This is a genomic window from Carnobacterium jeotgali MS3 (assembly GCF_000745125.1).
In the GTDB taxonomy this organism is placed as follows: Bacteria; Bacillota; Bacilli; order Lactobacillales; family Carnobacteriaceae; genus Carnobacterium_B; species Carnobacterium_B jeotgali.
This window is the reverse complement of the sequence record NZ_JQNF01000010.1, coordinates 254,106-273,388: the sequence shown is the minus strand read 5'-3', so window position 1 is coordinate 273,388 and position 19,283 is coordinate 254,106. Positions and strand designations below refer to the sequence as shown.

Genomic DNA, 19,283 nt, shown 5'->3' with positions numbered 1-19,283 from the left:
GTGGAGAGCCATGAGACCGCCGGAAGACTACCTTTTAGACTTCTGGCTTTCAAGCTTCAAACAGCGCGTAATCGCTGAAGCGTTAACGCGCTTTAATTCTCATTGAATCTTTTTACATGGCTACAAGCAACCCTATTCCGTCAAAAATAGGGTCTGCTCCTATTAACCCATTAACTAATTCATCAGGTGTCCAAAAGGGAAAGAAGTCAGAATAAACTATTCTGGTTTCTTTAATTTTTCTTGAATAGTGGGAAAGCAACCGCTAATATAGAAGAGTCTAGTTCATAACAAATATACATAAATAAATCAAAGATGGCTTTTTTGGTTTAAAGGCTTAAGTATCTAAAAAAACTGCCGATAGTAAACGTGTAAGGCAGAAATTGCCTATAACTCATAGATAACTCAAATCAATTACTCAAACCTACTGATGATAAAAATTGAAACCAAGCATAAGAAAGGAGCACCACCAATGAAAATAGGAAATAATGGATACAACCAATACGTCAATAATGTTCGCCAAAACCAAGAAAATACACACAGCAAAGGATTGGCTAAGACGACTGAAACGGTTAATGAAGAATCTGTAACGGTTGACATATCTGATGCTGCTAAACAACTTGCTAAAGCTAAATCAGCTGAATCTTCAGCTATGACACCGAATGTCGAAGCTATTAAAAAAGCTGTATTGAACGGGACTTATACCGTATCGCCCGAAAAAATTGCGAATGGCATGATGCAAGCAATGAACAATCAAAGGGAGTTCACTGAATAATGGCCAAACAAGCGACAGCACTTGATACGTTAATGCAATTTAAGAACGTGCTAATGGAAGAACAACAAGCATTGATCAAAAATGATAGTGCTAAAGTAAAAGCTATTGTAGAAAAAAAGCAAGCCTTTTTAGCTGTTCTACCTACCTTATCAACTGAAGGACTAGAAAAATCAGACCTTAGCCAAGTGGTAGAAGACATTAAAAACTTGCAACAAACGAACTTAACTCTGACGCAGCAAGCAATCAATTACCAAGAAATGGTGATGGAAGCTATTACTAAAGGGGTTAACAAAGGTGGTTCTACTTACTCCAAACAGGGAGATTTTAGTGCCACACAGCAAGCCAATATTATTGACCAATCCCTATAATGAGGTGAAAGAATGTCAGGTTTATTCGGAACATTAAACAACGCAACCAAAGGATTACTGGTGCAACAATCAGCGTTACAAACAACCAGTCACAATATCTCGAATGCGAATACTGAAGGTTACTCTAGACAAAAAGTCACTATGGTAGCAGACAATCCTTATACTCTTGGAGGAATCGGCCAACTTGGTACAGGAGTCAGAATTGCTTCGATTGACCGTATCGTGGATCCATACGTGAATAACCAATTAAGAAATGAAAACTCTTCTTTAGAAATGTATAATCAAAAATCGGATGTTCTAGGCCAATTAGAAGGAATCTTTAATGAGCCTTCTACAACGGGACTAAACAATAACTTGAGCAAAGTTTTTGCTTCTTGGACTTACCTAGGCTCTAACCCAGAACTTGCGACTGCTAAAACAATGGTGGCTCAAAACTCAGAAACGTTTACGGATACGTTACACCATATGTCAAATCAAATCGACAATCTTCATAAAGGTACCGTTCAAGATATAGAGAAAAATGTGTTAGATTTCAACTCAAAAGTCACACAATTGGATTCATTGAATAAACAAATTTTTAATATGACCTCTCAAGGACAAGCACCGAATGATTTATTAGACCAACAAGATAAAATTCTAAGCGAGTTGTCGAGTATTGCTGGAGTTGAAGCAACTTACGATAAATTTAACCGTGTCAGCGTCAGTGTTGGCGGACAACCGGTTTTAACAGAAGATAAGATTAACAATCTAACAGTTGATACTGCAGCTACAACGGCAGGACAATTGAAAGTAAATGATACAACCATTGAAATCAAGTCAGGTACTATCAAAGGTTCACAAGAAGCCTTAGTAGAAATTGACGTTAAAAAACAAGATCTAAATGAATTAGCTTATACTTTTGCAACAGCAGTAAATAAAGTACATAGTGACGGTGGAAAAGGTACAGACTTCTTTGACCTTAGTGAAACTGTAGATGGAAATTATGCTGCTTCTATCCAAGTGAATAAAGAAATCTTAAATGATGTTTCTAAAATTAATGCCGGAAAAAATATTGAAACAGTTGTAGGCGGAGATGGAACACGCGCTCAAGCGATTGCTTCATTGCAAAATACAAAGTTAGGTTACCCTGTTGATCCATCAGGAATCGAATACGACCCAGATACGATGACAATTAAAAATCAAGTAGGCGGATCAACAGTAGCTGGTGCTTATAACGATAGTGTTACGCAAATGGGAATCGTGAAACAACAATCCGATAATATGGTAGACAGTCAAGGAAGCTTAGTAAGTTTGCTTGAAGCGCGTAGAGATTCTGTTTCAGGAGTTTCAATCAATGAAGAAGTAACCAATACGATTACTTATCAAAGTGCTTTTGAAGCGAATTCTCGCATCATTTCAGTTGTTTCAGAGATGCTAGATACGCTAATCAATCGGACGGGGGTATAATAAATGAGAGTAACCGATTCGTTAATGTCGAAAAGTTTTTTACGTAACCTTTCAGCTAACACATCAAATGTAATGAAATACCAAAATCAATTATCAACATTAAAGGAAGTCAGCAAACCTTCCGACGATCCCTTAAAAGTTTCCAAAATTTTGGATTTAAACAATTCAATCATTCAAAACGATCAATACAAAACAACCATTAATGATGCCATCCAATGGACCAATGTACAAGATTCTGCTTTAAGCAGTGCGACAGAATCGATGCAACGCATTAAAACACTGATTCAATACTCAGCCAATGGCACATTAAGCCATGAAGATCGCCAAGCGAATAAAGCAGAGATTGAATCAGAAATTCAAGGAACCGTTGATGCATTGAATACCAACTTTGGTGGACGCTATGTTTTCGCAGGAATGAATACCACTGATAAACCTTTTGCAATTGACAAAGATGATGCTGGAGAAATTACTGGGATTACTTATACTGGAACAGTTAAAGGTAATGGGAACTTGTCACGTGAAATTGCACCAGGTGTTTCGGTGGAATTAAGTACAGATGGCCGTAATTTTATGAATGCACAAAATGCGGATGGATCAGATAATTTAGGAACTTTCTTTTCTGATGTGCTAAAAGCTCTAGATGAAGACGATACAGAAAAGTTGTCTGGATTATTAGGTAGAGCAGATCAAGAAATTGAAAATGTGGTTTCTAATCGTTCAAAAACAGGTTCTATCTTTAATCGTCTAACTGCAACATTAGAACGCAATGACAGCGAAAAATTAAACCTTAAAACAATGTTATCTGAAAATCAAGATATTGATTTAGCTGAGAAATACATGCAATTTACGATGGAAAAATCAGCTTATCAAGCAGCCTTATCCATGGGAACCAAAATATTAGACACAAGCATACTAGACTATCTATAAGATAGTCTTTTTTTTGAAGAGTTTAAACTAATTAAGTTATATATCAAAATTAATCAAGGAAAGATTATAGAACCATTAGTTGTATATTATGCTTTTCGTTTTAAAGTTTAACCCAATAACCTTTAAACCTTCTAATATATCCAGGAATTTATCATCACAATCTTTTTTCGAAAGTATTAGCTATTCCGAATCCTATTGCTTCAGCAAATGTTACTTCAACACTAGCATTTATACAGTTCCAACGCCAAGAATCATTTTAAATAGATTATTTGCAACACTTTTTCGATTGTAGAAACTTTTTGTAGCTTCTGCAGCTCTAAGTAAAAATTCTTGTGAAATTTCTCGGTCATAATCCTTATAAATTGCTGCAATCATCGTCGTTTAAATTGGAATTAATATAGCTGAATCAGAAAAAGAAATAGGAATTGCTAGTACAGCTACATAAGATGTATGAATTGCCATTATATTTCACAAAACCTTTCATTTAACATTTGTATGTGCTTAATAATAGCACTGGTGTTGTTTTATTTTAAAAGAATCATGAAGATAGTTCAGAAAATAAATAAATAATAGCGAATTTTCCTACGATATGTAAATAGATTCTATTATAGTAGCGTTAGAATTGTTTTTGAAAGAAACTTACGAAAGTGAAAAATAAGCTTAACAGATAATGAAACATGCCGATATAAGAGATAGAAGGCAACTCCTTCACAAAATGACTTTAGGAGGAAATACAATTATGAGAATCAATACAAATACAGCAGCAATGAATACTTACTCTCAATTAACATCAGCTAATGCTTCAAAAAGTAGCTCATTAGCTAAATTATCATCAGGTCTACGTATCAACAAAGCTGGGGATGACGCAGCAGGTTTAGCAATCTCAGAAAAAATGAAAAATCAAATTAGTGGTATGACACAAGCTTCACGTAATGCACAGGATGGTATTTCATTAATTCAAACAGCTGAAGGTGGATTAACAGAAACTCATAGTATATTAAACCGTATGCGTGACTTAGCTGTTCAAGCTAAAAATGATACAAATACAGATGATGACAGAGGCGCTATCCAAAAAGAAATGAATTCATTAACATCAGAAATAGATCGTATTGCTAATCAAACAGAATTTAATGGTAAATCATTGTTAACAGCAAAAGACACTACTGGCGCAGCGACAGCAGCTGACACTAAATTTACTTTTCAGATTGGAGCAAATAAAGGACAAGATATTACATTAGATATAAAAAATATGACCGCAAAAAGTTTAGGAATTGACTCAGCTGCAGTTGGAGCTACTGCAGTGCCTTTAGACGTTTCAAAGGTGGGTATTACAGCAGGAGAATTTGATACGGTTATTGGTACAATTGATACTGCTATTAGCAAAGTATCAACAGAACGTGCAAACTTAGGAGCTACTCAAAACCGTTTAGACCACACAGTTTCTAACTTAGCTACAACAAAAGAAAACTTATCAGAAGCTAATTCTCGCATTACTGATGTAGACATGGCTGAAGAAATGATGAGCTTTACTAAATCAAATATTCTTTCTCAAGCTTCAACAGCAATGTTGGCACAAGCTAATCAAATGCCTCAAGGCGTTCTACAATTATTACAATAATAGTTTGATTTAGCTGGTTGACTTGAAAGTTGAAATAATTAATTTTATTTCAACTTTTTTTATTCACTATTAAGAAACTTACAAATGAACCGATATAGACAAAGAAGAAACAAAAAAAATTAACATTAGGAGGAAATACAATTATGAGAATCAATACAAATACAGCAGCAATGAATACTTACTCTCAATTAACATCAGCTAATGCTTCAAAAAGTAGCTCATTAGCTAAATTATCATCAGGTCTACGTATCAACAAAGCTGGGGATGACGCAGCAGGTTTAGCAATCTCAGAAAAAATGAAAAATCAAATTAGTGGTATGACACAAGCTTCACGTAATGCACAGGATGGTATTTCATTAATTCAAACAGCTGAAGGTGGATTAACAGAAACACACAGCATTTTAAACCGTATGCGTGACTTAGCTGTTCAAGCAAAAAATGATACCAATACTACTGAAGACAGAGGCGCTATTCAAAAAGAAATGGATTCTCTAACATTAGAAGTAGATCGTATCGCTAACCAAACAGAATTTAACGGTAAAAAGTTGTTGAAAGAAGCGGTTGCAACTGAAGGAAGTAGTTTTACATTCCAAATTGGAGCTAATAAAGAACAAGATATTACATTGAAAGTTGCAGATATGACATCAGCTTCACTAAAAATTGGAACAGTTGATGCGGCTGGAGCAATAACTGATAAATTAGATGTAAGTACTGTAACTACACCAGCTGCTTTTGATGCGGTTATTGGTAAGTTAGATGATGCAATCAAATCAGTTTCAACAGAACGTGCAAACTTAGGAGCTACTCAAAACCGTTTAGACCACACAGTTTCTAACTTAGCTACAACAAAAGAAAACTTATCAGAAGCGAATTCTCGCATTACTGATGTAGACATGGCTGAAGAAATGATGAGCTTTACTAAATCAAATATTCTTTCTCAAGCTTCAACAGCAATGTTGGCACAAGCTAATCAAATGCCTCAAGGTGTATTACAATTATTGCAATAATAATTGCATAAAAACTTTGAAGCACAATAAAAAGCCGGCATTGTGCCGGCTTTTTATTTATAGTAAGCTATACGATGTCGAGAAACGGAGTTGTCAGGTATGGATATTATACAAGCTGTCACTAAATCTCTTCAGATTCGTCCGATTGAATCAAGTACAATTAGGCAGTCTACTGTTCAAAAATATAGTTCAATAGAAAATAAAAGTAAATCAGAGACTAAAAACATTGATGGAATTACTGGAATTTCTCATGAAGAATTAGAGAAATCGATAGAAAAAGCCAATCAATTTTTATTGGGGTTAAACATTCAGTTTGATTTTAAAATCCATGAAGGTACAGGCAGAACAGTTGTTAGATTGGTCGACAAACAAACAGAAGAAGTAGTAAAAGAAATTCCACCAGAAAAAATGCTTGACGTTATTGCGGGTATTTGGAACATGGCAGGAATAATAGTAGATCGAAAGGAGTGAAAGTATGGCAGGCAGCATTAGTTTTTTAGGGTCTTATTCAGGAATAGATTCAGCAACGATTGACTCAATGATTCAAGCAGAATCTGGTAAGCTTGTTCAATATACAAATAAACAAACAAGCATTACAGCAGAAAAAAATGCTTGGAAAGATATAAATACACGATTAGATAGTTTATTTGAGAAATTAGGGACTCTTGGAGAAGATAAAACATTTCAATCAAAAACAACGACATCAAGTGATGAATCTAAGGTGGCTATTACAGCAAATACGGATTCGGCAGCAAGCAACTATAGCATTGAAGTAACTAAATTAGCAACTTCAACCCAAGCGACATCAGGCATAATCAATTCAGCTATAGGTACAAGTATTAAAGACAGTCTTGGATTGAGCGGTACGTTTACAATTATAAATCAAGAAAATGCTGGTCCCGAAGTAGATGGTAAACCAACTACTGGTGGCTTTAATATTAAAATCTCAAAAGAAGATAGTTTAAAAGATATCGTAGGAAAAATCAATGAAGTCTCAAAAAATTCGGGTATAGAAGCAAAAATCGTTGATAATCGTATCATCATGACAGATAGCAAAATGGGTGCACGCAATATGACATTTGACGGTGATTTAACTGTTGAAAATGGAACTGATCCTGTAAAAGGTAGTATGGCGGAAGCATTAGGTTTTGGATCCGGTAAATTTTCAAAAGTCGAAGGGCAATCGGCTGAACTCACAATAGATGGTATTAAAATGATACGTGATACCAACAGCATTACAGATGCTGTAGAAGGTCTAACTATTGAGTTGAAAGGCGTGACGGAAGCCTTAAAACCCGTCACAATTGGGATTAAAGAAGATACTGACAGTACGGTTACAGCATTTCAATCTTTTGTAGATCAATACAATTCAACTTTAGATTTTATTGGTGATCAATTAGATGTTGGCGATCCTTCTGCTGAAGGTAATACTACTGGGGCATTAGTTGGGGACAGTTCTTTGATGCGGTTACAATCAAGTTTGCGTTCTTTAATGACTGGAGCCGCAAATACTGGAAATGCTGCATACAATAACTTAGAAGCAGTGGGTATTTCAGTAGATCGATATGGTAAGGCCTCACTTGATACAGAGAAATTGAAAACGGCATTAGCAGATGATCCAACAGCGGTAAAAAAAATGTTGTTCCAAACTACTTCAACTGAAACAACAGGAGTAGATGAAAATGGTGATCCAACGACTATAACCACTGAAACCGAAGTCGGTATGGCTCAAAAAATGCGTTCATTAATAGACACGTATATTTCAGAAAAGACTGGGATTATTGCGACAAAATCTGAAACCTATGATAAATCATTAAAAGATCTTTCTAGCAGTATCACAAAGTTCAATGAGCGTTTAGTGAAGAAACGTGAAAATTATGTTGCGATGTTTACTCGGTTGGATACGGCGATGATGGAAGCAGAATCGCAACTAGCTTACTTGCAAAGTCAATTTAGTACAACTAAATAGATTTTATAAGAATTTAAGAAAGGAGTGCTCACTATGACAACTGATACTCAATGGGCTAAACTTCGAACGGATGTATTGCAAAACATTAAATCTTTACTGGATTCATGGAATGGCAGTGCAGAAGAAGCCGTGACACTGATATCTGAGAATGAACAAAATATGGATCAGCTAAAAAAAATTGAACAACAGTTAAGTGAAGATGGGGCTTTTCAGTACACTTCAGTTGAAAAACAACTTCTTACTGTAATCATTCCGAAACAACAACAAATGATTGCGACGATTCGCAGAGAAAAAACAAGCTTAATGAATAAAATGAAACAAATCAATAAAAAAAATCAAGTCAGAGATAACTATGTGTCGGTTAAACGGGCTCCTGTATTTGTAGATAAAGGCATTTAACAGGGGAAATAAAAAGACAAGTAATGGAATCAGGAGGTAAAAAACATTGTACCAAAAAAACGGATCAGAAATTTACAAACAAAATCAGATTTTAAATGCATCGCCTAAAAAATTAATTGTTCTTTTGTATGAAGGTTGCATCAAAAACTTGAAATTAGCTGAGATACACATTGCAGAAAAAAATATCGAAAAAACGAATCAAGTGTTGATCAAAGCGCAAGATATTATTGCTGAATTAATGAATACATTAGACTTTGAAAGAGGCGGAGAAGTTGCGGAAAATCTTTACCGCATGTATGAATACATTGGTAGTGAATTGATTAAAGCAAATGTTTCCAAAGACACTGAAGATGTAAAGCGTAACCGTAAGTTAGTAGAAGAACTACGGGATGCTTGGATTGAAATAGAGTGAAAATAAAAAACGACAAGTGTTGATTTTTAGACACATTTTCAAAAAAATAAATAACAATATTAATTTAATAGTCCCACTCCGCCTTACTTTCAAAAAAGTAAGGCTATTTTGTATTAAAATTTAATAAAATCAAGGTTTTATTTGAACATCAAAGTAAAAAGAAAAATCAAGTAAAAAAATTATTTTTTTTAGAAAAAGATAACTTGTGTATTTTTGAACAAAGTGGAATGAGAAAAGTGTATTGCTGAATAAAAACAAATAGGATATACTTTCTTAGGTTGATAGAACTGTATAGTTTACCAAAAAGTCGACTAATAAATGTATAATAATTAATAACGAATGTATTTTATTTGTGAGTGATAAATACAAAAATGTTCATAATAAAACAAATTGGAAAATTAAGATTGGGAGTGAATGAAATGGATCCTACTTACAATTTGATGAAAAATGCATTAGATGCAACTTCAATGAGACAAGAAATGATTTCAAGCAATATTGCGAATGTAAATACAGATGGCTACAAAGTCAATAAAGTAGAATTTGAAAGTATCTTAGATAATGTTTCAAAAGGTACAACAATGAATAAAACAAGTGATTTACATATAGGGTTTGAAAATTTAAATGAAGTAACACCAGTTGTGTCAAAAAGAACCAATACTTCAGTCAAAGAGAATGGGAATAATGTGGATATTGATATCGAAATGGCTGAAGAAGCTAGCAACAGCATTTATTATAATGGGTTGGTGACTCAATTAAACGCTAAATATGCCATGTTGCGTAGTGTAATTACGAAGTAGTGAATAGAAAAAGAAGAAGGTGTACTAATGTCCATTTTTGATTCAATGCAAATAAATGCAAGCGGATTAAGCTTAGAACGCTTGAAGCTAGATACGATATCGACCAATATTGCGAATGTGAACACAACGCGAACAGAAGATGGAGAAGGTCCGTACTTAAAAAAAGAAGTGGTCTTTGAAGAAAGTTTAAAGCAAGTTGAAACTTCTTTGAACGGTCAAGGTACTGAAAAAAGTTTTGGCGTAAAACCAACTGAAATTAGAGAGAATACAGATGACATTGTTATGGAGTATGATCCAACTCATCCTGATGCCAATGAAGAGGGTTATGTTCAACAGTCGAACGTTAATATGGCAGATGAAATGATTGATATGATGACAACACTGCGAACATATGACGCTAACGTAACAGCTATGAATGCCAGCAAAGAAATGCTGTCTAAAGCGTTACAGATTACAATTGGTTAATAAAACAGTTTAGAGGAGAATTTAAATGAATGTAGATGCACTTTTTAATAGCTTAGTCAGTGGACCAACGCAAACGGGAGTGACCGGTGGATTAAAGGAACAATCAGCTGAAGCAGCGACTGGTTCAGCGTCATTTTCAAATATGTTGGAAAATGCGATGGGTTCACTAAATGACCAACAAGTTGCAGCTGATCAAGGTGTACAAGGCTTGATTACGGGGAACACAGATAATTTACATAACGTCATGATTCAAACCTCTGAGGCTCAATTATCATTAGAATTAGCCTTGCAATTAAGAAATAAAGGTCTAGAAGCTTACAACGAAATAAAAAATATGCAATTTTAATGAGTTTTTGGGGGAGTTACGTTAATTATGGATGGAATTAAGAAAATCTGGACTGGAATCAAAGACGGTTGGACGAATCTTGGCAAAAGTAAACGCATCGGACTCATTTTGGTTCTGTTTTTTGTCATCAGTATTGCAACGGCTGTGACTTACTATACGAAAAAAGTAGAGTATGCCACACTTTTTTCTAACCTGGAAGAAGCAGATGCAGGTACAATCGTAAATGACATAAAAACTAAAGGCATCGATTATAAGCTAGAAGACAATGGCACAACGATTTTAATTGATCAAGCCCAAGTTGATACATATAGAATTGAATTAGCCGTAAATGATCTCTTACCAAAAAGTACGACTGGTTTTGAGATTTTTGATGAAACCAGTATGATGGCGACCGATGAAGACCGTAAAATTATGTACCAAAGAGCGGTTACTGGCGAATTGGAACGCTCGATTTCGGCACTTGATTCCATTGAAGAGGCAAAAGTAATGTTGTCACTGCCGGAAGACAGTGTCTTTACAAGTGAAGAGAATCAATCAAAGGCCTCAGCTTCTGTTGTATTAACCCCTTTAAGCGGTTCTCAAATCCCCGTTGCTGCTGTGCAAGGAATTGCATCTTTGATTTCTGGAGCAGTCGATAATTTGCCAAAAGAAAATATCAAGATTGTAGATACCGCTGGTAATTTATTGAGTGTAGCGTTGGAAGATGAAGTCAATTTAAATGCGACCGATTTGGTCAGCAAGTACCAAGCCATTACCAACAGTTACGAACAACAATTAGAACTAAAGCTGCTTCAAACGCTAGGTCCGATTTATGGAATCGATAAGCTGACCGTTGCCGTAAATGCCGACATGAATTTCGACTCAAGTGAAAGTGAAATCATTAATTATGGTGATTCTTCTGTTCGGAGTGAAACGGTTTCTGCAGGTGGAAAAACGATTGGGGTCGAAGAAGGAGAAGGATTCGACAACGCCATTAATCAAGTAACGAGTGGTGAAGAAGGCGGGAATTCTACGTATGACCGAACGACTAATTATGAATTGAATTCAGAAACAACAAATACTATTAAGGCACCCGGAGAAGTAGAACGCTTGAGCACTTCGGTTATTTTTGACGGCAATTTAAGCCCAGCGGATAAGGATTCTCTAGAGGCTATCGTGGCTGCAACGGTTGGGACAGTTGCTGAACGAGAAGACGTGATTTCGATACAAGGGATCGATTTTGCAACCTCTACTGAAGTAGTCGAACCAACAGCTCCCGAGCAATTAAAGAGCAGTATTCGAGATACGCTTTTACGTTATTGGCCATATCTTGTAGGTGGACTCGTTCTTTTAATTGTGATGATTGTATTGCTCCGTATGTTGCTGCGCAACCGAAAAGATGATGAGTTGGATTTCTTCGATGAGGAAGAACCGGAACCAATCGTAGAACCAGTGGGACCTGTTAGACCAACCGATGAAGAACGAAAAGAAAAAGAAAAAGCAGACCTTAAAAGAGAACTAAATAAAAACATGTCTGAAAAAGAAACGACTGTAAGAGAGTATGCAAAAGAAAGTCCAGAAGGCGCAGCTGACTTGATCAAAATTTGGATGAAGGATGAGTAGGTGAAGGTATGAAAGAAGTAGACGGATTAAAAAAAGCGGCTATATTGCTGATCTCATTAGGCTCAGAAACGTCAGCCAAGATCATGAAAAATCTTCCTGACAGCTACATTCAAAAAGTGAGTTATGAAATAGCTAATATTGATTATGTGAACCCAGAAGAACGGGATTCGGTTATTAATGAATTTATCGAAATGTCTCAAGCAAGAGAATACGTAATTGATGGAGGAATCGATTACGCTAAGAATTTATTGAATATGGCCATTGGTCCGCAGCGTGCCAAAGAAGTCATTGATATGCTGAATCAAATTCAACTGCGTGAACGTCCATTCAATATTGCTCGAAAAGCTGATCCACAGCAGCTGACGAACTTATTATTAAATGAACAACCGCAAACAGTTGCGTTGATTTTATGCTACATGCAGCCAGAAAAAGCAGCGATTATTTTGGCAGAATTTCCACTAGAGTTGCAATCAGAAATCGCTGAGAGAATCGGAACCATCACGAGTACTTCTCCTGCTATTATTGAAAAAATTGAAAAAGTAATTGAGAATAAATTTTCAAATTACATTGAAAATGATTTGGAAACAGTCGGTGGCGTTCGTACATTGGTTGAAATCTTAAATTCTGTTGGACGAAGCACTGAGAAAAACATCATTAGTGTATTGGAAGAAAAACAACCAGAATTGGCTGAAGAAATCAAAGCTAGTCTGTTCACATTTGAAGACATCATTACACTTGAAAAAGGCGATGTGCAAAAAGTTCTTAGAGACGTCAAGAATGATGACTTGGCATTGGCTCTTAAAGGGGTATCGGACGAAATCAAGAGCTTTATTTACAGCAACCTTTCTACTCGTGCAGTTGAGACACTTAAAGAAGATCTACAATTCATGGGACCTACTCGCTTATCAGCCGTTGAAGAAGCTCAACAACGCATTGTAACCGTGATTCGTCGTTTAGATGAAAAAGGGGAGATCTATTTGAGAAGAGGCGAATCTGATGCCATCATCTCATAAAATTATCAAGCAAGGACAGTCGTTTACAAGAGACAGCCGCTCATTTATCGAAACGGATATGACAGCTGCCAAACGACCTGACATGGAAGAAATCTTAAGCGAGCAACTACTAGAAGAACCGATTGAAGTTGAGCAAGCTAGAGCTTTGTTGCTGGAAGCGAGCCAAAAGAAACTGGCTATTCTTTCTGAAGCCCAAAATGAAGCCAACCAAATGAGAGAAATGGCTGAAAAGCAAGGCTTTGAAGAAGGTCAAAGAAACGGCTATGAAACGGGTTACATTGCAGGCTATGCAGCCGGTATAAAGCAAGCTGAAGAAGAGAGCCAACGTTTGAGAGAAACAATCCACAACATGCTGATTGAAGCTCAAGAAGTGGTAGAAAGCTATTACCAAGCTAAAAGAACTGAATTCATCGAGTTGGCAGGACACATGGCTGAAACCATTGTTCATAAAACAATTGATGTCTCTTCGAATCAAGTAATGGATTTAATTAAGCCAGTGTTGCATCGTTTGAAGCGAGAAGATCAATTCATCACGTTGATGGTCAGACCGGAACAAAAAGAATTGGTTAAAGAAAAAGTAAAAGAGTTTGAAAAAGAGAATCAAGATATTCGGTTTGCAGTTCTGTCAGATAATACATTGGCTAAAAATGGCTGTGTGGTTGAAAATGCCCATGCAATCGTTGATTTGCAAGTGCGAAAACAATTAGATGCGATGATAGATGAGATGAAGAATGTGGAGTGACGATAATGTTTGATATTCCTTTTGAAACATATCACAACCAATTGAATCGAAAAAGTTACTACTTAAAGATGGGGAAAGTTAGTCAAGTGACGGGTCTGATCATTAAAGTAGAAGGCTTGGATGCATTTGTAGGCGAAGTATGCGAGATTTTGATCAAATCATCTGGCAGAGTGGCATTGAGTGAAGTCGTTGGGTTCGTAGATGAAACGGTCTTACTGATGCCTTTAGATGAATTAGAAGGCATTGGACCAGGTTGTTTAGTTAAACCGACTGGTAAGACGCTTAAAGTCGAAATTAGTGAAAAGCTGCTCGGCAATACATTGGATGGCTTAGGCCGACCGATGGATACCTCATTAGTAGTAGATGGCGTGTTTTATGATGTGAATAGAAGCTCGCCAAATCCTTTTAAACGAAAAAAAATCAAAGATGTTATGCCAACGGGGATAAAAGCCATTGATGGAACATTGACTGTCGGCGAAGGTCAACGGGTTGGAATTTTTGCAGGTAGTGGGGTCGGGAAAAGTACCTTGCTAGGAATGATGGCGCGCTACATTGAAGCAGACATTATTGTGATTGGATTGATTGGAGAACGTGGTAGAGAAGTGCTAGAATTTATCGAAAAAGATTTAGGCAAAGAAGGCTACCGAAAGTCAGTCGTTGTTTGTGCAACGTCAGATATGCCTCCGCTGGTCCGTTTAAAAGGAGCAGCGGTCGCAACGACTATTGCAGAGTATTTTAGAGATCAAGGCAAGAAAGTTGTCTTGATGATGGACTCGGTCACGCGTGTGGCTATGGCCCAACGTGAAATTGGATTAGCAACTGGCGAGCCGCCAACAACTAAAGGGTACACGCCATCAGTTTTTACAACATTGCCTAAGTTATTAGAACGTAGCGGAATGTCTGAAAATGGGTCAATCACAGCTTTTTATACCGTATTGGTTGAAGGGGATGACATGAACGAACCCATTGCCGATTCCGTACGTGGGATATTAGATGGTCATATCGTGTTGTCGCGAAAAATTGCTTCAGAGAATCACTACCCGGCAATCGATATTCAAAATAGCATCAGTCGTTTGATGAAGGACATCGCAGCCGAAAAGCATTCTGAAACAGCTGGAAAATTAAAAGAGAATATGGCTATTTACTCGGATTCAAAAGATTTGATTGATGTAGGAGCGTACCGTAAAGGCAGTAACCCATTAGTCGACCGTGCGGTTCAGTTAAACACACCAATCAAAGACTTCTTGAAACAACGGGTAGACGAGCGCTATGCATTCGATGAAGTAGTTGGACAATTAAAAACACTCTTTGAAGTACAGCAATTCGGCAATTAAAAAGGGTTTGATTAGCTAGGTTATGGAGAGTTTAAAGCGGCAGATAGAAGATGGAAGATAGTGGTGCACGTTACAGTGAGCAGCGTTTCTGGTTTCACTTTAACGTGCAACCGGCTTCGATGATATAGTGAGGAACAATTTTTGCTTTACTATATCATGCAGAACTCTTCCACGATACAGTGAAGTAGTTTTCTCACTCCACTGTATCGTGGACGCTTACTTTAGTTTTTTTTCTTAAAGGAAAAGAGTTCTAGAGTAATAGTCGGCGTACATTATTAAAGTAATCAGAATAACTTTCTCAGTTGGTTAACGTAAGGAGCGAAAAAAATGGCGAAATATCAGTTTTCAATGGAAAAAGTTCTCGACTGGAGATCAGATACCGAAGAAGAGAAGAAAAAAAAATTAGTCCAAGTTCAACAAAGTAAACAACAGCAAGAAACAATCTTACGACGGTTGATCAATGAAAATATCAAAATAAAAAATGACAGTTTATCAACCAATCGCATCGATGTCTTGCGACAACAGAATTTATATAAAGATATGATTGATGAAAAAATCATTCATCAAAAAAATGCCGTTAGTAAAGCTGAAAAAGAAGTAGAAGTGGCTCGTATCGAATTAATGGAAGCCCATAAAGACCGAAAAGTCATGGAGAAGTTAAAAGAAAAAGAGTACACCTTTACGATGGACCAAGAAAAACAAGAAGAACAAAAGCAATTAGATGAAATGGCAACCCTGAGTTTTGGGAAATCATTTTATTAACCTACATATGCATCACTAAATGGATTTATTTTCCATTGAAAGGAGGTGAAAAAACACATGAACCCGACTCCTGTTGCACCCATTAGTAGTGGTGTCCAACAAATGCCTGAACAGCAACAAGCAGTACTACCTGAAGAATTTGAAGCTCAGCTTGCAGGGTATCTAGACAAAGAGAAGTCTGGCACAATACATAAAGAGAGTTCTGATTCTGAGAAGACAACTGAACAGGAAATTAACCAAGAAACAGAGGAAGACACAACTGATGAAGCGATTAGTTTAGATTCACCATTGCTTTATACAGGCACGTTTAACTTGACCCAAAAACCAGTTGAAGTGAATCAACCGTTGAATAGCAGTGAACCGATTTTTGCAGCACAAATAACTGTTGAAACGGAAAAAATAGATGCAATTGCAGTTGGTCAAAATGAAAAAAATTTACCCAATACCCAAGAAAATCAATTTGTAGAATCTTTGATGGAACCTTTAGCTACTGAAGTCAGCAGTTCACAACAGAGTTTAAAGGACCAAACAGAGCCAATAGAATCAATTGGAAAGACGGTTACTAAACCGGCTGTAGTCAATGAACCAACCAACAGAATTCAAGGAGAATCCATTGCAAAAGATGCGCTTAACCTGTTAGTTGAGGAAACTAATCTGATTGAAATGGATCAAATGCAAAGTACGACTAAAGAAAATGAAATGGTTGGATCTATCTTACCAACTGGTCGATTTTTGACTGCTGAATGGAAAAATGACCGAATGGCTGTTAACCAACTCACAGCTAAACCCAGTGATTCAACAGGAACATCATTAAATAAAGTGTTAGATGATGCTAGTCAACCAAGTGAAGCACTAAGCGATAACGAACTGCTGCAACCTCAAAACTTAGCTACAGTCGAAAGTAAGTTGAATGTTTTAACAGAACCAGTTTTAAACGAAACGCTACTTAAAAAATCAATTTCTCGTATGACTGATTCCGAAAATACTGAAACAGCAATGCGAGTTGCTGAAATGGATACGGATGGACAAACCATTCACCAGCAGCCGCCTTTTGAAGCGACAGCTGTAAAACAATCAAACGTAATCGAACCTGTGAGACAAGCGAGTGTCCAAATGATAAATGAAGTCGTATTGGAACAAGCTGAAGCGGTTTTAAGTGGCAAGCAATCTATTGCGCATGTCATATTAACACCAGCAAAAATGGGGGAAGTAAAAATCACCGTAGAGTTAACCGATAATGTGTTGTTAACAAAGATTGTTGTGGACAACTTGGAAACAAGAGAATTATTAACAACGGGTATGCAGCACTTAACCGATAAATTAGACCGTCAAAATATTCGTTTAGGAGAACTAACAATTCAATTGAACGAAAATGCAACAGCCGGTTTTACTTCTCAAGAAAGACAGCAAGAAGGGCAGCAAAAATCTTTTGAATCACCGCAAATGAATTTTTCGGATAATGAAATAGAAATGCTGAAAACTGAAGAAAAAGCGAAGATAGATACCGGTAGACTCAGTATATTAGTGTAAGAGGAGCAAAAAAAATGGAATTTCCAACTGGTTTTATGATGGGGTCAATCAAAAATGTCTCATCTACTGAAAAGAAAAATAATGAACTTGCTACAGAAGACTTTTTACAAATTATGGCAGCCTCAATTAAAACGCCCTCACTTCCAGGTGAAAGTGGCGGCAGCGGTGGTGGTGGAGAAACCGATTATCTTGCTCAGTTAGCTCAATTTAATACATTGGACCAGTTGACGACTGTTTCAGAAACCTTAAATATGAGTATTTTAATGACGCAACAACAACAGGGCTTAAGCCTGTTAGGTAAAGAAGTAAAAGTAGCGGGTGCAGAATCAGGTTTTGTCAGCGGGACCGTTGATAAGGTTAAATTTGATAAAGGCTATGCAACGATTCAAGTCGGCGGCAAAGATTACGCATTAAACGATATTTTAGAAGTTGGTGATCAGACGTAATGTCTTTTCGCGTTGAAAGTGCATCAAATCAAGCAATAGAAAATAGAGCTAATCCAAACAATCAAAAAATTGATCGAACGTTTAGTACTTTTTTGAACGAATCGCTACAGAATCAAACGACTGCAACAGAAATGAAAATTTCACATCATGCACAAAAACGCATGGCAGAAAGAGGCATTCAATTAAATCAATCTGATTTGACCACCATTGAAGGTGCAGTAGAAGAGTTGAGTCAAAAAGGATCGAAAAATTCATTGATCGTTTATAAAGACATGGCATTGATTGCTAGTATCGCTAATCGAACCATTATTACGGCTATGACTACTAATGAAATAGAAACGGTTACCAATATCGATAGTGTTAAAAAAATAAACGCCTAAATTAGCCGGACTTATAAAGAGGCTAACATCCCATGGACCGACTGAAGTGGGACAATCGAATGGAGGAAAAAGAAATGTTAAAATCACTATACTCAGGTGTTACTGGAATGAAGAATATTCAAACGAAAATGGACGTTATCTCAAATAATATTGCCAATGTAAATACGACAGCTTTTAAAACAGGAAGAGTTCGTTTTGAAGATATGTTGAGCCAAACTAATGCATCAGCGCAAACAGGAATCAATGCTCAACAAGTGGGTCTTGGTGTGCAAGTAGGATCAATTGACACAGTTATGTCAGGTGGATCATTGCAATCAACTGGAAGAGCACTAGACTTCGGGATTGAAAATGGTGATAGCTCATTTTTCACAGTTAAAGATGGTGAAAATACTTTTTATACTCGAGATGGTGGATTTTATACAGATCCTACCGGTAATCTAGTCACAAGTGGTGGTTTGCAAGTTCAAGGTTATACAGGTGGTACCCCAGCTGTAAATGTTGACCCTTTTGACCCGACTACTCTAGGAACAACTATGGCGCCTATAACAATTCTTCAAACAATTCAAAACCCAGATGGAGCAGGTACATTGGATTTACAAAGCTACAGCGTAGATAGTAAAGGGTTCATCGTTGGGTCTTATAGTGGGGGGAAATCGATGGTCTTAGGACGTGTTGGTTTAACGTCATTCTCGAACCCAGATGGCTTGCAAAAGAGCGGTGGAAACTTATACACAGAATCTGCTAACTCAGGAGCTCCAGAAGCAGGAAACCCAGGAGAACCTGGATATGGTAGTGTGCGTTCTGGTTTCTTAGAAATGTCTAACGTGGATTTAGCGAATGAATTTACTGAAATGATTGTTACTAGCAGATCTTACCAAGCAAACTCAAGAAGTATTACGACTTCTGATACGATGTTGGAAGAATTGATTAATCTTAAGAGATAGTCTC

Annotated in this window: 22 protein-coding genes; all 22 read left to right on the top strand. The window is 36.7% G+C overall.

Annotated features, from left to right (window positions below):
• Nucleotides 1-469 precede the first annotated feature (469 nt).
• The 22 genes from flgM to BP18_RS08745 all read left to right on the top strand — a co-directional run bounded on the left by flgM (nt 470) and on the right by BP18_RS08745 (nt 19,279).
• Entirely contained in the window at nt 470-772 is a 303-nt protein-coding gene (gene flgM / locus BP18_RS08850) for a flagellar biosynthesis anti-sigma factor FlgM (protein WP_007721201.1), read from the top strand.
• The gene (locus BP18_RS08845) at nt 772-1,140 is read left to right on the top strand and encodes a hypothetical protein (protein WP_007721199.1); all 369 of its coding nucleotides are present in this window, start codon (nt 772-774) and stop codon (nt 1,138-1,140) included. The genes flgM and BP18_RS08845 overlap by 1 nt, the downstream gene beginning before the upstream one ends.
• 12 nt (nt 1,141-1,152) lie before the next feature.
• Nucleotides 1,153-2,586: a flagellar hook-associated protein FlgK gene (gene flgK, locus BP18_RS08840; RefSeq protein WP_029276073.1), complete on the top strand. Its 1,434-nt coding sequence runs from the start codon at nt 1,153-1,155 to the stop codon at nt 2,584-2,586.
• A 3-nt stretch (nt 2,587-2,589) separates the two neighbouring features.
• Nucleotides 2,590-3,513: a flagellar hook-associated protein FlgL gene (gene flgL, locus BP18_RS08835; RefSeq protein WP_029276072.1), complete on the top strand. Its 924-nt coding sequence runs from the start codon at nt 2,590-2,592 to the stop codon at nt 3,511-3,513.
• A gap of 739 nt (nt 3,514-4,252) precedes the next feature.
• Nucleotides 4,253-5,131: a flagellin N-terminal helical domain-containing protein gene (locus BP18_RS08830; protein ID WP_029276070.1), complete on the top strand. Its 879-nt coding sequence runs from the start codon at nt 4,253-4,255 to the stop codon at nt 5,129-5,131.
• A 143-nt stretch (nt 5,132-5,274) separates the two neighbouring features.
• Complete coding sequence (locus tag BP18_RS08825) at nt 5,275-6,138, top strand: flagellin N-terminal helical domain-containing protein (RefSeq protein WP_029276068.1); 864 nt, start codon at nt 5,275-5,277, stop codon at nt 6,136-6,138.
• Between the two features lie 99 nt (nt 6,139-6,237).
• A complete protein-coding gene (locus BP18_RS08820; RefSeq protein ID WP_029276066.1) occupies nt 6,238-6,609 on the top strand; it encodes a flagellar protein FlaG in 372 nt (123 codons plus the stop codon).
• Between the two features lie 4 nt (nt 6,610-6,613).
• The gene (fliD, locus tag BP18_RS08815) at nt 6,614-8,107 is read left to right on the top strand and encodes a flagellar filament capping protein FliD (RefSeq protein ID WP_035050596.1); all 1,494 of its coding nucleotides are present in this window, start codon (nt 6,614-6,616) and stop codon (nt 8,105-8,107) included.
• A 33-nt stretch (nt 8,108-8,140) separates the two neighbouring features.
• Nucleotides 8,141-8,506, top strand: coding sequence for a hypothetical protein (locus BP18_RS08810; protein WP_051926205.1), 366 nt, complete (start codon nt 8,141-8,143; stop codon nt 8,504-8,506).
• Between the two features lie 46 nt (nt 8,507-8,552).
• Nucleotides 8,553-8,918 (top strand): flagellar export chaperone FliS, encoded by a 366-nt coding sequence (fliS, locus tag BP18_RS08805; protein ID WP_007721182.1) that lies wholly within the window; start codon nt 8,553-8,555, stop codon nt 8,916-8,918.
• 419 nt (nt 8,919-9,337) lie between these two features.
• Entirely contained in the window at nt 9,338-9,715 is a 378-nt protein-coding gene (gene flgB, locus BP18_RS08800) for a flagellar basal body rod protein FlgB (RefSeq protein ID WP_029276063.1), read from the top strand.
• Nucleotides 9,716-9,742: 27 nt separating this feature from the next.
• Nucleotides 9,743-10,180 carry a flagellar basal body rod protein FlgC gene (gene flgC / locus BP18_RS08795; RefSeq protein WP_007721178.1) on the top strand — a complete coding sequence of 146 codons (438 nt, stop codon included), beginning with the start codon at nt 9,743-9,745 and terminating at the stop codon, nt 10,178-10,180.
• A gap of 25 nt (nt 10,181-10,205) precedes the next feature.
• Entirely contained in the window at nt 10,206-10,526 is a 321-nt protein-coding gene (fliE, locus tag BP18_RS08790; protein ID WP_029276061.1) for a flagellar hook-basal body complex protein FliE, read from the top strand.
• A 27-nt stretch (nt 10,527-10,553) separates the two neighbouring features.
• Nucleotides 10,554-12,128 carry a flagellar basal-body MS-ring/collar protein FliF gene (gene fliF / locus BP18_RS08785; RefSeq protein ID WP_029276059.1) on the top strand — a complete coding sequence of 525 codons (1,575 nt, stop codon included), beginning with the start codon at nt 10,554-10,556 and terminating at the stop codon, nt 12,126-12,128.
• Between the two features lie 8 nt (nt 12,129-12,136).
• Nucleotides 12,137-13,141: a flagellar motor switch protein FliG gene (gene fliG / locus BP18_RS08780; RefSeq protein WP_029276057.1), complete on the top strand. Its 1,005-nt coding sequence runs from the start codon at nt 12,137-12,139 to the stop codon at nt 13,139-13,141.
• Nucleotides 13,125-13,883 carry a FliH/SctL family protein gene (locus tag BP18_RS08775; RefSeq protein WP_029276055.1) on the top strand — a complete coding sequence of 253 codons (759 nt, stop codon included), beginning with the start codon at nt 13,125-13,127 and terminating at the stop codon, nt 13,881-13,883. Before fliG ends, BP18_RS08775 begins: the two co-directional genes overlap by 17 nt.
• A 2-nt stretch (nt 13,884-13,885) precedes the next feature.
• Nucleotides 13,886-15,217 (top strand): flagellar protein export ATPase FliI, encoded by a 1,332-nt coding sequence (gene fliI / locus BP18_RS08770; protein WP_035050679.1) that lies wholly within the window; start codon nt 13,886-13,888, stop codon nt 15,215-15,217.
• A 327-nt stretch (nt 15,218-15,544) separates the two neighbouring features.
• Entirely contained in the window at nt 15,545-15,979 is a 435-nt protein-coding gene (gene fliJ / locus BP18_RS08765; protein ID WP_035050593.1) for a flagellar export protein FliJ, read from the top strand.
• Nucleotides 15,980-16,036: 57 nt separating this feature from the next.
• On the top strand, nt 16,037-17,509 hold the full coding sequence (locus BP18_RS08760; RefSeq protein ID WP_029276049.1) for a flagellar hook-length control protein FliK: 1,473 nt from the start codon (nt 16,037-16,039) through the stop codon (nt 17,507-17,509).
• A gap of 14 nt (nt 17,510-17,523) precedes the next feature.
• Entirely contained in the window at nt 17,524-17,955 is a 432-nt protein-coding gene (locus BP18_RS08755) for a flagellar hook assembly protein (protein WP_029276047.1), read from the top strand.
• Nucleotides 17,955-18,335, top strand: a complete 381-nt coding sequence (locus BP18_RS08750) for a TIGR02530 family flagellar biosynthesis protein (RefSeq protein ID WP_029276045.1) — start codon at nt 17,955-17,957, stop codon at nt 18,333-18,335. Before BP18_RS08755 ends, BP18_RS08750 begins: the two co-directional genes overlap by 1 nt.
• A 74-nt stretch (nt 18,336-18,409) precedes the next feature.
• Nucleotides 18,410-19,279, top strand: a complete 870-nt coding sequence (locus BP18_RS08745) for a flagellar hook-basal body complex protein (RefSeq protein ID WP_029276043.1) — start codon at nt 18,410-18,412, stop codon at nt 19,277-19,279.
• Nucleotides 19,280-19,283 lie beyond the last annotated feature (4 nt).

Coding starts and splice junctions, on each gene's coding strand:
- BP18_RS08825 (WP_029276068.1), top strand. CDS start 5,275: ATGAGAATCAATACAAATACAGCAGCAATGAATACTTACTCTCAATTA.
- BP18_RS08750 (WP_029276045.1), top strand. CDS start 17,955: ATGTCTTTTCGCGTTGAAAGTGCATCAAATCAAGCAATAGAAAATAGA.
- BP18_RS08745 (WP_029276043.1), top strand. CDS start 18,410: ATGTTAAAATCACTATACTCAGGTGTTACTGGAATGAAGAATATTCAA.
- fliD (WP_035050596.1), top strand. CDS start 6,614: ATGGCAGGCAGCATTAGTTTTTTAGGGTCTTATTCAGGAATAGATTCA.
- BP18_RS08820 (WP_029276066.1), top strand. CDS start 6,238: ATGGATATTATACAAGCTGTCACTAAATCTCTTCAGATTCGTCCGATT.
- flgC (WP_007721178.1), top strand. CDS start 9,743: ATGTCCATTTTTGATTCAATGCAAATAAATGCAAGCGGATTAAGCTTA.
- BP18_RS08775 (WP_029276055.1), top strand. CDS start 13,125: ATGCCATCATCTCATAAAATTATCAAGCAAGGACAGTCGTTTACAAGA.
- flgK (WP_029276073.1), top strand. CDS start 1,153: ATGTCAGGTTTATTCGGAACATTAAACAACGCAACCAAAGGATTACTG.
- flgB (WP_029276063.1), top strand. CDS start 9,338: ATGGATCCTACTTACAATTTGATGAAAAATGCATTAGATGCAACTTCA.
- fliE (WP_029276061.1), top strand. CDS start 10,206: ATGAATGTAGATGCACTTTTTAATAGCTTAGTCAGTGGACCAACGCAA.
- fliG (WP_029276057.1), top strand. CDS start 12,137: ATGAAAGAAGTAGACGGATTAAAAAAAGCGGCTATATTGCTGATCTCA.
- BP18_RS08755 (WP_029276047.1), top strand. CDS start 17,524: ATGGAATTTCCAACTGGTTTTATGATGGGGTCAATCAAAAATGTCTCA.
- BP18_RS08830 (WP_029276070.1), top strand. CDS start 4,253: ATGAGAATCAATACAAATACAGCAGCAATGAATACTTACTCTCAATTA.
- fliJ (WP_035050593.1), top strand. CDS start 15,545: ATGGCGAAATATCAGTTTTCAATGGAAAAAGTTCTCGACTGGAGATCA.
- flgL (WP_029276072.1), top strand. CDS start 2,590: ATGAGAGTAACCGATTCGTTAATGTCGAAAAGTTTTTTACGTAACCTT.
- BP18_RS08810 (WP_051926205.1), top strand. CDS start 8,141: ATGACAACTGATACTCAATGGGCTAAACTTCGAACGGATGTATTGCAA.
- flgM (WP_007721201.1), top strand. CDS start 470: ATGAAAATAGGAAATAATGGATACAACCAATACGTCAATAATGTTCGC.
- BP18_RS08760 (WP_029276049.1), top strand. CDS start 16,037: ATGAACCCGACTCCTGTTGCACCCATTAGTAGTGGTGTCCAACAAATG.
- fliF (WP_029276059.1), top strand. CDS start 10,554: ATGGATGGAATTAAGAAAATCTGGACTGGAATCAAAGACGGTTGGACG.
- BP18_RS08845 (WP_007721199.1), top strand. CDS start 772: ATGGCCAAACAAGCGACAGCACTTGATACGTTAATGCAATTTAAGAAC.